The organism is Rhodopseudomonas sp. BR0G17 (assembly GCF_010907025.1).
Lineage (GTDB): Bacteria > Pseudomonadota > Alphaproteobacteria > Rhizobiales > Xanthobacteraceae > Rhodopseudomonas > Rhodopseudomonas palustris_H.
Genome location: NZ_QUML01000036.1, coordinates 34,673 through 50,569, shown reverse-complemented (window position 1 = coordinate 50,569; position 15,897 = coordinate 34,673). Strand labels below are relative to the sequence as shown.

The 15,897-nt window shown below is 66.1% G+C and carries 12 protein-coding genes; 8 read left to right on the top strand and 4 right to left on the bottom strand.

From position 1 onward, the window contains the following. The first annotated feature begins 265 nt into the window (after positions 1–265). Entirely contained in the window at positions 266–2,830 is a 2,565-nt protein-coding gene (gene mgtA, locus DY467_RS21630; protein ID WP_164638862.1) for a magnesium-translocating P-type ATPase, read from the top strand. 56 nt (positions 2,831–2,886) lie between these two features. On the opposite strand, the gene DY467_RS21625 is transcribed toward mgtA, so the two are convergent. Beyond that, positions 2,887–3,723 carry a universal stress protein gene (locus DY467_RS21625; protein WP_107345837.1) on the bottom strand — a complete coding sequence of 279 codons (837 nt, stop codon included), beginning with the start codon at positions 3,721–3,723 and terminating at the stop codon, positions 2,887–2,889. Positions 3,724–3,912: 189 nt separating this feature from the next. Here DY467_RS21625 and DY467_RS21620 point away from each other — a divergent pair, with 189 nt between their 5' ends. The 7 genes from DY467_RS21620 to DY467_RS21590 all read left to right on the top strand — a co-directional run bounded on the left by DY467_RS21620 (position 3,913) and on the right by DY467_RS21590 (position 10,845). Then, the gene (locus DY467_RS21620; protein ID WP_107345838.1) at positions 3,913–4,746 is read left to right on the top strand and encodes a universal stress protein; all 834 of its coding nucleotides are present in this window, start codon (positions 3,913–3,915) and stop codon (positions 4,744–4,746) included. A gap of 86 nt (positions 4,747–4,832) precedes the next feature. Further along, positions 4,833–5,564 carry a CBS domain-containing protein gene (locus DY467_RS21615; protein WP_164638860.1) on the top strand — a complete coding sequence of 244 codons (732 nt, stop codon included), beginning with the start codon at positions 4,833–4,835 and terminating at the stop codon, positions 5,562–5,564. A gap of 145 nt (positions 5,565–5,709) precedes the next feature. Next, the gene (fixL, locus tag DY467_RS21610; RefSeq protein ID WP_164638858.1) at positions 5,710–7,236 is read left to right on the top strand and encodes a sensor protein FixL; all 1,527 of its coding nucleotides are present in this window, start codon (positions 5,710–5,712) and stop codon (positions 7,234–7,236) included. Further along, a complete protein-coding gene (gene fixJ, locus DY467_RS21605; protein ID WP_107345841.1) occupies positions 7,229–7,840 on the top strand; it encodes a response regulator FixJ in 612 nt (203 codons plus the stop codon). Before fixL ends, fixJ begins: the two co-directional genes overlap by 8 nt. A gap of 85 nt (positions 7,841–7,925) precedes the next feature. Continuing rightward, positions 7,926–8,318 (top strand): response regulator, encoded by a 393-nt coding sequence (locus DY467_RS21600; protein WP_107345842.1) that lies wholly within the window; start codon positions 7,926–7,928, stop codon positions 8,316–8,318. Positions 8,319–8,515: 197 nt separating this feature from the next. Next, positions 8,516–9,208, top strand: a complete 693-nt coding sequence (locus tag DY467_RS21595; RefSeq protein WP_107345843.1) for a helix-turn-helix domain-containing protein — start codon at positions 8,516–8,518, stop codon at positions 9,206–9,208. A gap of 329 nt (positions 9,209–9,537) precedes the next feature. Beyond that, positions 9,538–10,845 carry an O-acetylhomoserine aminocarboxypropyltransferase/cysteine synthase family protein gene (locus DY467_RS21590; protein WP_012497481.1) on the top strand — a complete coding sequence of 436 codons (1,308 nt, stop codon included), beginning with the start codon at positions 9,538–9,540 and terminating at the stop codon, positions 10,843–10,845. A gap of 174 nt (positions 10,846–11,019) precedes the next feature. On the opposite strand, the gene DY467_RS21585 is transcribed toward DY467_RS21590, so the two are convergent. The 3 genes from DY467_RS21585 to DY467_RS21575 are packed head-to-tail and all read right to left on the bottom strand — an operon-like array spanning position 11,020 to position 15,897. Next, the gene (locus tag DY467_RS21585; protein WP_164638856.1) at positions 11,020–12,384 is read right to left on the bottom strand and encodes an NADH-quinone oxidoreductase subunit N; all 1,365 of its coding nucleotides are present in this window, start codon (positions 12,382–12,384) and stop codon (positions 11,020–11,022) included. A gap of 10 nt (positions 12,385–12,394) precedes the next feature. Beyond that, entirely contained in the window at positions 12,395–13,837 is a 1,443-nt protein-coding gene (locus DY467_RS21580) for a complex I subunit 4 family protein (protein WP_164638854.1), read from the bottom strand. Continuing rightward, the gene (locus DY467_RS21575; protein WP_164638852.1) at positions 13,828–15,897 is read right to left on the bottom strand and encodes an NADH-quinone oxidoreductase subunit 5 family protein; all 2,070 of its coding nucleotides are present in this window, start codon (positions 15,895–15,897) and stop codon (positions 13,828–13,830) included. Before DY467_RS21575 ends, DY467_RS21580 begins: the two co-directional genes overlap by 10 nt.

Sequence of the window (15,897 nt, the reverse complement as noted above, 5' to 3'; positions counted from 1 at the left end):
CAGCAAAGGGGGGGACCGGTGTCTGCAGCATCATGGCCTCGTACTGATACTTCGACGCACTCGAATATGCGGTCCTTTGACCGGATTCGCAGCGGGTATTGCCAGCGACATATAGGACGACGAAGATGTCATCGCTTAGTCACGCGTCCGTGGAATCCATCGAGGCTTGCCCGATGGTTAAGCGGGCGTAGCGTCGAACTTTTGCGACAGGATCGCATCTGGCGATATTCCGTCCCTTGATGCCGATCAACACATCGGTTTTCACGTGCAAGATCGCCCGCTGTTCTGGCTCCAACCGATCGAGACGCTGCTCGCCCAGTTCGAGAGTCGGCGCGAAGGGTTGAGCTCCGAGGAGGCAGCGCACCGGCTCGCACGCTACGGCCGCAACGCCTTCCACCCGCCGGCCGGTCAATCACTGCTCGCCAAGATCGGCAAGCGGATGCTCAATCCGCTGGTGGCGATCCTGCTGGTCGCCGCCGCGATCTCGAGCATCAGCGGCGATCTCGGCAGCTTCGTCATCATCCTGACGGTGATCACCTTTTCGATCACCTTGGACATCGTCCAGGAGCATCACGCCGAAGCGGCGGCCGAGAACCTCCGCCGCTCGGTTGCTGTCAGGGCCGACGTCTTTCGCGACGGTAAGGTCACCCCACTGCCGGTCGAGGACATCGTGCCCGGCGACGTGGTCGAACTACGCGCCGGCGATTTGGTCCCGGCCGATGGCGTCGTGATCGAGGCCCATAACGCGCAGGTCAACGAATCCCTGATGACCGGCGAGGCGTTTCCATCGGCAAAGAACAGCGGGCCGTGCCACAGCCCGACCCCGGCGGACGCGGCCAACGCGTTGTTCGCAGGGACCAGCGTGGTCGGAGGAAACGCCGTGATGCTGGTCGTGGCGACCGGGCAAGACACCCGGTTCGGCGGCATCGTTACCGCGCTGGCAGCGAACGAGCCCGAGACGGCGCTGGAAAAAGGGGTGCACAGCCTCGGCCTGCTGATCCTCCGGCTCACCGTGTTTCTCACGCTGTTCGTGCTGCTGGCCCATCTGGTCGCCGGCCGCCCGCCGATCGAATCGTTCCTGTTTGCGGTGGCGCTCGCCGTCGGTCTGACGCCGGAGCTGCTGCCGATGGTGATGACGGTGACGCTGGCGCGGGGAGCGCTGCGGATGGCCGCCAAGAAGGTGATCGTCAAGCGGCTATCGGCGATCCACGACCTCGGCGCGATGGACGTCTTGTGCACCGACAAGACCGGCACGCTGACGCAGGCCACCGTGACACTTGTCGATCACCTTGGCCCTGACGGCGCCACCAGTGATCGGCTTCTGACCTTCGCCACGATCAACAGCCGGTTCGAGACAGGCGTCCGGAGCCCGCTCGACCAAGCCGTTCTGTCCCATCCGAACCTGCCCGAAACTGCCTCCTTGCAGCGGCTCGGCGAAGTACAGTTCGATTTCGAACGCCGCTGCGTCTCGGTGCTCGCCGCCGACGGCGATGGGCCTTGGCTGATCAGCAAAGGCGCCCCGGAGGCGATCCTGTCGCGAGCCACCGGCCTTGATGGCGGCGATGGCGCGGTCCAGCCGCTCGACGACACTGCGCGAGCCGCGCTGGAGCAGCTGCAACAGGCTCAGGTGACGCTGGGCTACCGGCTGCTGGCGGTTGCGGCCAAGCGGATGCCGGCCGGCACCACCGCGATCAGCCTCGCCGACGAACGCGACCTCGTCCTGATGGGCTTCTGCGTGTTCTCGGATCCGCCCAAGCCGGATGCCGCCGCCGCGATCGCGACGCTGCAATCGCTCGGCGTCAGGCTGAAAGTGATCTCGGGCGATCACGGCGCAGTGGTACAGCATGTCGCCAATGCGGTCGGTCTGCCGAATGCGCAAATGCTGACGGGTGCCGAGATAGCCGAGCTCAGCGAGACCGCGCTCGCCGCGCGGATCGAGCACGTCGATCTGTTCGCACGGGTCGATCCCGACCAGAAGACCAGAATCATCCAGGCACTGCAGCGCCGCGGTCACGTCGTCGGCTTCATGGGCGACGGCATCAACGACGCGCCGGCGATCCGGGCCGCGCATGTCGGCCTGTCGGTCGAAGGCGCCACCGATGTCGCCCGCGCGGCCGCCGACATGATCATGCTGGATTCCGATCTCGCCGTGCTGGCGGACGGCGTCCGCGAAGGACGGCGGACCTTCGCGAACATCCTCAAATACGTGCGGATGGGCACCAGCTCGAATTTCGGAAACATGCTGTCGATGGCGCTGGCCTCGATCGTCTTGCCGTTCCTGCCGCTGCTGCCGATGCAGATCTTGCTCAACAACCTGCTCTACGACCTGTCCGAGATCGGCATTCCGTTCGACAGCGTCGATCCAGGCGATGTCGAACGACCGCACAGCTGGGACATGAAGGGCATCTTGCGCTTCACCATGATCATGGGTGCGGTGTCGTCGGTGTTCGATATCGCCACCTTCGCCGTGCTGCTAAACGTCTTCGACGCCCCGGAATCGACGTTCCAGACGGCGTGGTTTGTGGAATCGATCGCAACCCAGATCCTGGTGATCTTCCTGATCCGTTCGAGCGGCCCGTTCTGGACCAGCCGTCCGAATTGGATCCTGGCCGCGACATCGCTCGGCGCGCTCGCGTTCGCCATCGCGTTGGTGGTGAGCCCATTGCGATCGGTGTTCGGCTTCGCCCCGATCGGGGCACAGCTCGGCTTGATGCTGGCCGTGATCGTGGTCTGCTATCTGATCTGCGCCGAGCTCGCCAAACGGCTGGCGCTGGCAAATCTGAGCAGTCACCGCGGCCAGCGGCGGCACGCCGCGCATCCCCGGCATTAGACACGCCGGCGCCGGTTTATGGCGCGGGAGCACAGGCCAGTTGTGTTCGAAGGCCGCTAGCGCGCCAGGAAGGCGCAGCGCGAGGTCTGCTCCAAGAGATGCTGGGTGACGCCACCAAGAATCCATTCACGGAAGCGCGAACGTCCGTAGGCGCCGGCGACCACGATACCAGCGCCGACCTGGCGGGCAATGTCGGTGATCTGCCGGGATACATCGCCGGTGTGTTCAGGCACCTCACCGATGGCATGGATGTGGTGACGCGACAGCCAATCGACGACGTCATGCACGCCGGCAAGCGCGGCGGCGCGGCCATGGTCTTCTTCGCTCTCGACGATCTCGACCACGGTGACGTGGCTGGCCTGGCGCAGCAACGGCAGCGCATCGACAATCGCGCGCCGCGCCTCGGGATTGTCCTTCCACGCCACCAGCACGCTCGACAGATCGATCCGGCAGACGTTCGGCGGCACCACCAGCAGCGGGCGGCCGATCTCCATCACGAGGTCGGCCGGAGCAGCCGACGCGAACGGATCGGACAGCAGGCTCGACACGCCGGCGCCGCACACCACGATGTCCGCGGCGCGCGCCTGCTGCACGATGTAGCGCGACGGCTGTTCGATGGCGCTGCGCCATTGCAGTTCGCGGGTGTGGCCGCTCATCGCCTGGCGGAATTCGGCTTCCAGATCCGACAGACGCTGCTTGATGGTCGCGAGCCCCTCCACCATCAGGCGCTCGGCCTGGCTGCCGGACATGTAGTACACCGGCGGGCTCAGTTCGGAGGCCGCAATCCCGATCAACCGCGACTCGAAGCGCTCTGCCAATTCCGCCGCGATGCTGAGACGACACGCGTTGGGCTGGTCGAACGCGAGCGCGACCATCACCGTCGAGTACGTCATCGGGCACCTCCCGGGAACCACCGCGGCAACCACAATCCTGCAGCCACCGCTCACCGCTTCCGGCCACTGCAACGGAGCCATGATCCCGCAACAGAGCTTTCAGATACGATGAGCTAGATCAAAGTAACCCGCAAGCACCGCCATATATTCCGCTCCCGATCCGACACGCTTGGAAGCGGGAGTCCTGCAATGCTGAGTGACATCGTCGCCCACATCCCGGCCGATCGACCGGCCGACGGCGTGGTCGCCTGCGCCGTCTCGGTCGCTAAGGCATTCGATGCGCATCTGGACGGCATCGTCTGCACCTATCAGCCGATCAATCCGGCCATCATGGTCGGCGCATCAGCCGCATACTATGCCGCCGCCACCCAGCAGAACACCGATGCCGATGAGGCCGCCGCGCGGCTCGATCAGTTCGAGATCGCGGCCCGCGCTGCCGGCGTCACGCACGGCGCCCGCTCGGTGTGCGATACGCCGGTGCTGGCCAATCAGGCCCTGTCGGAAATCTCGCGGCTCTACGACCTCACCGTCCTGGTGCAGCCGGACCGCGCCAAGCCGGGTCACCAGGACCCGCTGCCCGAAGCGGTGTTGTTCAATTCCGGCAAGCCGATGCTGATGGTGCCCTATATCCATTCAGGTCCGCTCGCCTTCGACCGCATCCTGATCTGCTGGGACGGCGGACGTCCCGCGGCGCGCGCAGTGCATGACGCGATGCCGTTCCTCACCCGGGCGAAGATGATCGACGTCGTCTCCGTCAACGAAGATGAGGACGTCGTCGGACAGGCGTCGTCGACCGCACTGCTGGCCCACCTGATGCGCCACGATCTGGCGGCGACCGGACACCAACTCACCTCGCCGCCCGGCAGCATCCACAACACCATTCTGTCGTTCGCAGCCGACAGCGGCGCCAACCTGCTGGTGATGGGCGGCTACGGCCATTCGCGGCTGCGCGAGTTCATCCTCGGCGGTGTGACGAGAGGCATCTTCAAATCGCTGACCTTGCCCGCGTTGATCTCGCATTGACGCGTCGCAGGGGCCAGCGACACAACAAGCCACGGTGCGACCGGCGTGGCGCTCGGATTGCCGCCGCGGCTTAGGGGAGACTGGATATGCGTGCTCACCAAATCATGACCCGGCAACTTGTCACGATCGGTCCGGATGCGTCGATCGTCGATGCCGCCAATGCAATGATCGACAATCACGTCAGCGGCCTGCCGGTGGTCGACGACGACGGCAAGCTGATCGGTATCATCTCCGAAGGCGACTTCATCCGCCGCGCCGAAATCGGAACCCAGCGTAAGCGCGGGCGCTGGCTGCGGATGCTGCTCGGTCCCGGCACCTGCGCCGGCGACTTCGTCCACGAGCACGGCCGCAAGGTCGGCGAGGTGATGACGCACCATCCCCACACCGTCAGCGAAGACACCTCGATCGAAACCATCGTGAAGCTGATGGAGAAGCACCACGTCAAACGCTTCCCGGTGATGCGCGGCGATATCCTGGTGGGGATCGTCACCCGCAAGAACCTGCTGCGCGCAGTCGCCGACCTGGCGCGCCAAGCCCCCGAGCCGAACGCGGCCGACGACAAGATCCGCGACAAGATCATCGCCGAAATCGAACGCAACGACTGGCGCCCGTTCGGCCTCAGCGTGCTGGTGCGGGACGGCGTGGTGCACCTCAACGGCGTGATCACTGAAGAGCGGTCGCGGCAGGCCGCGGTGGTGGTCGCCGAGAACGTCTGCGGGGTGCGGGAAGTTCACGATCATCTGTGCTGGGTCGATACCATGTCCGGGTTCTACCTGAACTCGCCGGAAGACGATCGGGCGGCCAAAAAAGCGAGTTGAAATCGGCGCGCCGCCGCCGTTTAAGTGACCCTGGCAGCGGCGGGCGCCTCGCCTTCCGCTGGTTGTGAAGTTGCGTCCGCGCGCCGTGTTGCGGATCGGAATGCCGTTGTGTTAAGAGCGGCAAAGAGAGCATTTCAGGCGTCGCGTGACCGAACCAGCCCCACCGTCGACCGAACTCCTTGCGCGCGATCGCCGTTTGCAGCAGGGCATCGACGGGTACGGCGTCGGCACCTGGGAGCTCAATCTCGCCACCCAGGAATTGGCGTGTTCGGCGACCGCGCGGAAGCTGTTGGGCGTGCCGGCCGACGCTCCCCTCACCTACGACACCTTCATTTCCCTGGTCGATCCGGACGATCGGGAGCAAATCGCCCTCGCACTGCAGCAATCGATCGAGCACGGCGACAAGATCGACGTGATGTACCGGGTGGCGGAGAAAGACCGCCCCGGCCATTGGCTGCGCGCCCGCGGCGGCGTCGTCCATGAGGACGGTGCCTCCTATCTTTGCGGCATCGTGCTCGACATCGATCAGCAGAAGGTGCTCGAGCAGGAACTGCGGCTGCAGCAGGGCCAGCTTCGCTCGATCCTCGACACCGTGCCGGACGCGATGATCCTGATCGACGGCCGCGGCATCATGCGGTTCTTCTCCCGCGCGGCGGAGCGGATGTTCGGCATGTCCGAGCGCGAAGCGATCGGCCAGAACATCAGCGTGCTGATGCCGCGCCCCGACGCCACCCGTCACGATAACTACATCGACCGCTATAACAACACCGGCGAACGCCACATCATCGGTATCGGCCGCATCGTCACCGGCCGCCGCAAGGACGGCAGCACCTTCCCGATCCATCTGTCGATCGGCGAGATGGAATCCGGCGGCGAGCGCTACTTCACCGGCTTCATCCGCGACCTCACCGAGTATCAGCAGACCCAGGCGCGGCTGCACGAATTGCAGGCCGAACTGGTCCACGTCTCGCGGCTGACCGCGATGGGCGAAATGGCCTCGGCGCTGGCGCACGAACTGAACCAGCCGCTGTCGGCGATCAGCAACTACATGAAGGGCTCGCGCCGGCTGCTCGCCGGCAGCACCGATCCGAACACGGTCAAGATCGAAAGCGCGATGGAACGCGCCGCCGAGCAGGCGCTGCGCGCCGGCCAGATCATCCGTCGGCTGCGAGATTTCGTCGCGCGCGGCGAATCCGAAAAACGGGTCGAGAGTCTCGCCAAGCTGATCGAGGAGGCAGGGGCGCTTGGGCTCACCGGCGCCCGGGAACAAGGCGTCGTGCTGCGCTTCAACCTCGATCCGGCCCATGATCTGGTGCTGGTCGACCGGGTGCAAATTCAGCAGGTCCTGGTCAATCTGTTCCGCAATGCGCTGGAAGCGATGGCCAATTCCGATAAGAAGGAGTTGTCCGCCGGCAATGCCCGCGTGGCGGACGACATGGTCGAGGTCACCGTCTCAGACACCGGCAGCGGTCTGCCGGAGCAGGTCAAAGCCAAGCTGTTTCAGACGTTCTTCACCACCAAGGAAACCGGAATGGGGGTCGGACTTTCGATCAGCCGTTCGATCATCGAGGCTCATGGCGGCCGGATGTGGGCGGAAACGAACAGCGCCGGCGGCGCGACGTTCCGCTTCACGCTGCCGCTGGCGCCCGTCGGGGATTTGACTGATGCCTAAGGGAACCGTGCATGTGATCGACGACGACCTGGCGATGCGGGAATCGATCGACTTCCTGCTGAGCTCGGCCGGCTACGAGGTCAGACTGTACGAATCCGCGCAGGCATTTCTCGACCTGCCGGACGTGGAATTCGGCTGCATCCTGTCCGACGTCCGGATGCCGGGGATCGATGGTCTAGACCTGTTGAAGCGCCAGAAAGCGGCTGGCAGCAAGCTGCCGGTGCTGATCATGACCGGCCACGGCGACGTGCCGCTGGCGGTCGAGGCAATGAAGCTTGGCGCCTCCGACTTCATCGAGAAACCGTTCGACGACGACCGCCTGATCGGACTGATCGAAACGGCGCTGAAGCAGGCCCAGGAAGGCGCCAAGAGCGAAGCTGTGGCGCAGGATATTGCGGCACGGATCCAGTCGCTCAGCCCGCGTGAACGCCAGGTGATGGACGGCCTGATTGCCGGCATGTCCAACAAGGTGATCGCGCGCGAATTCGATATCAGCCCGCGTACTATCGAAGTCTATCGCGCCAACGTGATGACCAAGATGCAGGCATCGAGCCTTTCGGAACTCGTGCGGATGGCGATGCGCGGTGGCGTTATCAAGGATTGAGACAGATCAATCCGGCTTCGTTGGTAGCCCGTATGCTACCAGTATGACAGTTTTCGCAGCGCTCATTGGTGCGTGAGGTTTGGTAATGCCGAACGCACCCGCAAAAACCATCGTTTACGTTGTGGACGACGATCAGGGCGTGCTCGGATCGCTGCGTTTCCTGCTGGAAACTGATGGCTTCGCGGTGCGCACGTTCCGGAGCGGACCGGCGCTACTCGACGCCATCGACCAAGGCCCGGTCGACTGCATCGTGATCGACTACAAGATGCCCGGCATGAACGGCATCGACCTCGCCCGCGGACTGCGCGAGCGCAAGGTGCGCGCCCCGATCGTGATGATCACCGGCTATCCGGACGAGACGATTTCCAGCCGCGCCAGCGTCGTCGGCGTGCAGCACGTGGTGGTGAAACCCCACCTCGAAGAGAGCCTGGTTTGGCATATCCGGGCCGCTCTCGAAGAGAGCGGCGCAGCAGCCTGAGCGGGCCGCGCTGGCCCGTCGCCCATCATCTTAAGATCCTGTTAATACTTCGGTTTTCCCCACGGAAGCGGACGAGGGCGCACGCTCCCAGCCTCCGTAAACCTACTTAGGGGAACCCACTTAAGATATGGAGCGAAATACCTCGTCCTCGGAATCTTCCGTACAACCCTGGCCATCCGATCAAAGGAGATGGCCAGATGCTGAACCAGTCGCTCAGGACGCCCGCCACCGCCCACGCGCCCATCGATCCCTCTTTGTGTTCTCCGGCAGAGCAGTTCTTCGCGACCACCGGTCACGCCGGTCTGATCGCCTCCGAATTCACCTATAAGAAGGAAGAGGAAATCTACGGCGAAGACGAGCCGTCTGAATACGTCTATCAGGTGGTATCCGGTGCCGTGCGCAGCTACAAGCTGCTGTCCGACGGCCGCCGCCAGATCGGCGCCTTCTATCTTCCCGGCGACGTGTTCGGGCTGGAGTCGGGACCGACCCACCGCCTCACCGCCGAAGCGATCGTCGACACCACCGTTCGCCTGATCAAGCGCCGCAGCCTCGAACAGGCCGCCGCCACCGACATCAACATCGCCCGCGGCCTGTGGTCGATGACCGCCGGTGAGCTGCGCCACGCCGAAGACCACATGCTGCTGCTCGGCCGCAAGAATGCGATGGAGCGGGTCGCCAACTTCCTGCTGGAAATGGACCGCCGCCTCGCCGTCGCCGGCATGATGGCACTGCCGATGTGCCGCCGCGACATCGGCGACTATCTCGGCCTCACCCTTGAAACCGTCTCCCGCGCGCTGTCGCAGCTGCAGAGCAAGGGTATCCTGGGCTTCTCCGGCGCCCGCCAGATCGAGCTGCGCAACCGCGCCCAGCTTCGCAATCTCGACGCCTAAGCCCACCTCGGCGGTATCCCCGCCGGAGCATCTCTTTCATCGGATCGGACAGACAGGCCACCAGCAATGGTGGCCTTTTCTGTTTGGGGCCTGAGCCATCCCAAGCAGGCCGCTGGATTACGGCAGTCTGGAAAATTTTTCTCTTTCCTCTCGCAATCGGCGAAGAACGAACACATCGCCGCAGCTATATTGCCGAGATGGAGATTTTTATTTCTGACCATTGATTGACTTGGGGAGCCTGCGCCGTCCTGATGAACGTCCGCGGACCAGCGTCGCTGTCGTGAGCGCGCGGTTTACAGCCCGATTTTCATTGCCCGAAGGATGTCGCCATGACCCAGAAGCTCCACCCCGAAACCCTCGCCCTGCATGCCGGCTGGCGCGCCGATCCTTCGACCGGCTCGGTCGCGGTGCCGCTGTTCCAGACCACCTCGTACCAGTTTCACAACACCGAGCATGCGGCGAACCTGTTCGCGCTGAAGGAGCTCGGCAACATCTACACCCGGATCGGCAACCCGACGACCGATGTGCTGGAGCAGCGCGTCGCGGCTCTTGAAGGCGGCGTCGCAGCGCTCGCGGTGGCCTCCGGCCAGGCCGCGTCGGCCTTCGCGCTGCAGAACCTCGCCCGCGTCGGCGACAACGTGGTGTCGTCGACCGACCTGTATGGCGGCACCTGGAACCTGTTCGCCAACACCCTGAAGGACCAGGGCATCGAAGTCCGCTTCGTCGATCCGTCCGACCCGCAGGCGTTCGAGCGCGCCACCGACGAACGCACCCGCGCCTACTATGCCGAGACGTTGCCGAACCCGAAGCTGGCGGTGTTTCCGATCGAGGAAGTCGCCGCGATCGGCCGCAAGCACGGCATCCCGCTGATCGTCGACAACACCGCAGCGCCGCTGCTGGTGAAGCCGCTCGAGCACGGCGCAGCGATCGTGGTGTACTCGGCGACCAAATATCTCGGCGGCCACGGCACCTCGATCGGCGGCCTGATCGTCGACGGCGGCAACTTCCCGTGGGAGCAGTTCCCGCAGCGTCAGCCGGCGCTGAACACGCCGGACCCGAGCTATCACGGCGCGGTCTGGGTCGAGGCGGTGAAGCCGATCGGCCCCGTCGCCTACATCATCAAGGCCCGCACCACCCTGCTGCGTGACCTCGGCTCAGCGCTGTCGCCGTTCAACGCCTTCCAGATCATTCAGGGGCTGGAAACGCTGCCGCTGCGGATCGAACGTCACGTCCAGAACGCCCAGAAGGTCGCCGACTATCTGGAGAAGCGCCCCGAAGTCGTGAAGGTGATCCATCCGTCGAAGCAGAGCGGCGTCGCCCGCGAGCGCGCCGAAAAGTATCTCCAGGGCAAGTTCGGCGGTCTGGTCGGCTTCGAACTCGCCGGCGGTCGCGAGGCCGGGCGCAAGTTCATCGACGCGCTGGAGCTATTGTATCACGTCGCCAATATCGGCGACGCCCGCAGCCTGGCGATCCATCCGGCCTCGACCACCCACTCGCAGCTCTCGACCGAGGAGCAGCTCGCGACCGGCGTGTCAGACGGCTATGTGCGGCTGTCGATCGGTCTGGAACACATCGACGACATCCTCGCCGACATCGACCGCGGCCTCGCCGCCGGACGCCTGGCAAACGCGGCGTAAGAACGGGGAAGCGATACGCTTCCCCGTCACAGCACGCTCCCTCTCCCGCTTGCGGGAGAGGGTTGGGGTGAGGGCGACGCGAGCACTGAGTCTCGGCCTCGCGGGGATAGGCCCCTCACCCGGATGGCTACGCCACGCGACCTCTCCCCACGCGCGGGGGAAAGGCGAGTGCCGCTACGGCGCCATCGTCGCAGCGACGACGTTCATCAGCCCCGCAGGCGCGACGCCGAAGATGATGATCAGTGCGATGCAGACGATCAACAGGCCTCGATCGAGCTGCGGTAGCGGCTCGGACTCGTCGTGGGTGTGCCCGACGAACGGTGCGGTGAAGAACTTCGCGTAGTAAAAGAAGCCGAGCGACGAGCCGGCGACCACGATCCCGACCAGCACCCACAGGCCGCCGTCGATCAGCACCCGCAGCAGGAACAGCTTGGCGATGAAGCCGCCAGCTGCCGGCAGGCCGGCAAGTGACAACAGCGAGAGCGACAGTGCGACCGCTTCCAGCGGGCGACGCTTCATCAGCCCGTGCAGATCGGGCAGCGTCGGCGCGCGGCCGAGCGCGGCGGAGACGCATAGCGCGCCGAGCATCGCCGGGGCATAGATCGCCAGATAGAACAGCACCGCCTCGCCGGCATGTGGTGTGCCGGAGGCGATGATCAGCGCGATGTAGCCGGAATGCGCGATCGTCGAATAGCCGAGCATCCGCGGCAGTTGCGGCTGCCGCAGCGCCAGCAGATTGCCGATCAGCACCGAGGCGCCGCCGAGCGCGGCGAGACCTTGGCTCCACACCGGCTCCGGCAAATGCGCGGTCAGTGCCAGCCGCAGGATCACGATCGCCACGGCCGATTTCGACACCACGCCGGCCAGCGTCGCGGCGCTCGCGGGGGCCGCCTCGAACGCATCTGGCGTCCACATATGGAACGGCACCAGCGAGAACTTGAAGGCGAGGCCGGCGAGCAGCAGCGCGGTGCCGAACGCGGTCAGCGCGCCGCGGCCGCCCCAGCCGGCGAAATCGAGCGCGCCGGTCTCGGCGAAGATCAGCGCGATGCCGAGCAGCAGCGCCGAGGACGCAAGGCCGCTCATCACCAGGAACTTGTAGGCCGCCTCGAGCCCCTGCCGAGTCAGCCGAAACGCGAACAACGCGATCAGCGACAGGCTGAGGATCTCGATGCCGAGAAACAGCGTCGCGGCGTGGCCCGCACCGGCCAACGTGGCGGCGCCGATCGCCACCAGCACCAGGAGCGACGGCGCCTCCTTGGCGGGGTGACCGGTGCGCAGAAACACCAGCGCGCCGAGCGACACCAGGCACGCGAACACGATGCCGAACCGCGCCGGGCCGTCGTCGGTGAACAACGCCCCCATCGGCGCCGCCGGCGCACCGATCCGCAACAGCACCAGCGCAGCGGCCACCGCCAGCCCCGCCGCCGCGGACGCCTGCACGATCTGCAGCCGCGCCAGCGGCACCAGCATCATCGCCGCGACGGCGGCGATGGCCAGCACCACGAGTGGCGAGAGCGCGGCGAATTGGGCTGCGGTCATGGCGCGGCGATCACGGCGTGTGGATCAGCGCGGCCTTGATGGCCGGCTCGAGCAGCGCCAGCAGGCTCTGCGGATAGAGGCCGACGATCAGCGTGCCGATGCCCATCACCAGGATCGGCCAATACTCACGCCAGGTCATGTCCGCGAGCGGCGGCTTGGGCTGCGGCAGGCCGAACACCAGCCCCTTGAGCAGCCGCGTCGCGTAGATCACCGAGACGACCAGGGTGGACAGCGCCAGCAGCGCGAACACCCAATTGACCTGGAAGATGCCGACGATCACCAGCGCCTCGCCGACAAAGTTGGCGGTGCCTGGCAGCGCCAGCAGAGCCGAACAGAACAGCGCGAACGCCGCGGCGAATTTCGGCGCGGTCTGCTGCAGGCCGCCGAGCTGGCGCAGGTCGCGCGTATGGGTGCGCTCGTACAGCGCGCCGATCAGCAGGAACAGCGCTGAGGCCGAGAACGAGTGCGCGATCATCTCGACCGCGGCGCCGGCGAGCGCGTAGTGCACGCCCGCCGCGATGCCCATCAGCACGATCGACATGTGGGCGATCGACGTATAGGCGACCAGCCGCTTGGCGTCGTTCTGGCCGCAGGCGACGAGGCCTCCATACAGAGCGCCGGCGGCGCCGAGCGCGATGCCGTAAGGCGCGACGGCCGCGAGGCCATCCGGAAACAGCATCGGCGCAAACCGGAACAGCCCGTAGGCGCCGGTCTTCAGCAACAGGCCGGCGAGGAGGATCGAGCCCGCGGTCGGCGCCAGCGTGTGCGCTTCCGGCAGCCAGGCGTGGAACGGCGGCACCGACAGCTTGACCATGAAGGCCAGCGAGAAGCCGAGCAGCATCCACACCTGAACCGGCGTCGAGAGCTTCATCTCGGCGAGCTCGAATGCGCTGAACGTCATGTGGTCGGCCATCGCCGCCAGCGCGAACGACGCCGCCAGCAGACCGAAGCCGGCGACTGCGTTGAAGATCAGGAATTTCAGCGCCGCGCCTTCCTTGTCGCCATGGCCCCACACCGCGATCAGCGTGAATGCCGGCACCAGCATCGCTTCCCAGAAGAACGCGAAGATCAGCAGGTCGAACGATAGGAACACGCCGACAGTCGCCGCCACCGTCCAGCACAGGCTGGCGTGAAACAGCCCGGACTGGGTGCGAATCTCCGACCACGACGCCATCACCGAGATGATGCCGAGCCCGGCGGCGAGCGCGATCATCGTGGCCGACAGGCCGTCGATCGCGAAATCCAGCGAGATGCCGAACGACGGCACCCAGGGGTACGACACCTTGTCGTACCAGCGCCCCTCGGCGCCGGTCGCAACGACGCCGACCAACAGCACCAGCATCAGCGCGAAGGTCGCGATCGTGACCCAACGCTCGCGCTCGCCCTTGCCGGCGACGAAGAATGCGACGAGGCCGCCGATCGCAGGCAGCAGGATGAGCGCAATCAACGCCATGACGTCCCCCAGGCAAACAATAGAAGTCCCGCGCAACCGAGCGCGATCCACAGCGAGTGATCACGGACGCGGCCGGTCTGCGTCAGCCGCACCAGCGCCCAGGCGTGTCCGGCACCGCCGGCCAAACCCATCCAGGCGCGATCGATCCGGTCCGGATTGAACCGCGCCACAAAGAACCCGACGAACAGCCGGGCCACGACAATCAGCAGCCGGCCGATCGGATCGCCGGCCACCATCCGCACCACGGGTGTCTGGCCGTCGGTGGCGCGCGTGATTAGGTCGGTGCGGATACCGCGGACCTGTCCGGCACCGCGGCCGAGCGGATCGTCGGTGACGAGTCCGGGCACGTCAACGCCCTCACGACGCAGCGCGACGGCGTCGGCCACCGCCTCGGTGCCTTCGGCATTGCCAAGCACGGTTGCGACGCGGCGAAAGCGCCGGACGAAGTAATAGTAGTACAGCACCTCGAACCGGAAGATGCGGACATGGCGCATCCGCTTCGCCAGCGCGTCAAGCTCCTGCGGGTGTTTCACCAATTGCCGAGCCAGCAGCACGCCGAGGATCGGCGCGGCGGCGCCGAGCAGCGTCGGCAGCAAGGGCGTGTGCACCGGGGCGCCGCCGGTGAACTGGATCAGCGCGCCGACCGACAGGCCACCGACCACGGCAACCAGCGTCAGCACCGTCAGCGGCACCACCACGGCGAGACCGCCCCACGCCGGAGCTGCGAGATCGGCGGTCTGGCTGGCGGCGACGAACACCACGCGGAATGCGTAGGCGCCGGTCAGCACCGCGGCGGTCGCGGCGAGCAGCCACAGCGGCACGCCCCACGGTCCGCTGCTCCACACCGCGGCGAGCACGGCTTCCTTCGAGTACCAGCCGGCGGTGATCACCGGCAGGCCGGCGAGCGAGGCGGCGCCGACCGCGAAGCTCCAGAACGCCAGCGGCTGGCGATAGCGCGAGCCGCGTAGCGCCTCGATTGCGGTCGAGCCGCCGGCGGCGTGGCTCATCACGCCGGCGCTGAGGAACAGCAGCGACTTGAACACAGCGTGGATAGCAAAGTGCGACAGCGCCACCGCGGGCGCACCGAGCCCGAGCGCCAGCACCATGAAGCCGATCTGGCTCATAGTCGAGAACGCCAGCAGCTTCTTGACGTCGGTCTGGATCAGCGCAACCAGCGCGCCGAGCGCCGCGGTGAGGATGCCGAGCATCGCCACCATGGCGGAGATTTCCGGCGCGGCGGCGAACAGCGGCGCCAGCCGCGCCAGCAGGATCACGCCGGCCGCCACCATGGTGGCCGAGTGCAGCAGCGCCGACACCGGCGTCGGGCCGGCCATCGCGCTCGGCAGCCAGGTGTGGAATGGAAACTGCGCCGACTTGCCGAGCGCGCCGAGCGCGATCAGCCCGGCGATCGGCGCCAGCCGCCACGGATCGATTGCCGGCACCGCGGCCAGCATGCCGTCGAGCCGCGTCGTGCCGGCATTCAGGAACAGCATCATCAGGCCGGCGAGCAGGAAGCTGTCGGCGACGCGGGTGGTGATCAGCGCCTTGCGTCCCGACGCCACCGCCTTCGGCAGCTTGTCGTAGAACGCGATCAGCATGAAGCTGCACAGGCCGATGGTTTCCCAGCCCAGGAACAGCAGGATGACGTCGGCGGCGAACACCACCGCCAGCATGCCGGCCAGGAACAAGTTCATCACCGCGAAGAATCGGCGCAGATCCGGCAGCGGCTCGGACGCCATGTAGGCGCCCGAGTAGATCAGCACCAACGCGCCGACCAGCACCACCGTGCCGCCGGTGACCATGCTGAGCGGATCCATCGACATCGCGATCTGCGCGACGAACACGCCGGTGTCGATCGATAGGATCGGCACCACCGCGCCGGCGACGCAGACGCCTTCGATGCAGGACAGCCCGACCGGGAAGAACAGGATCGCCGGCAGCACCGCGGCGCCGACGCCGAGCGCGATCACCGCGGCGCGCGACAGCGGCACCGGGATCAACGACAAAATCAGGAAGCCGAGCAGCGCCGGCACCGGGACGAACGGAAGCAGATGCGCCAT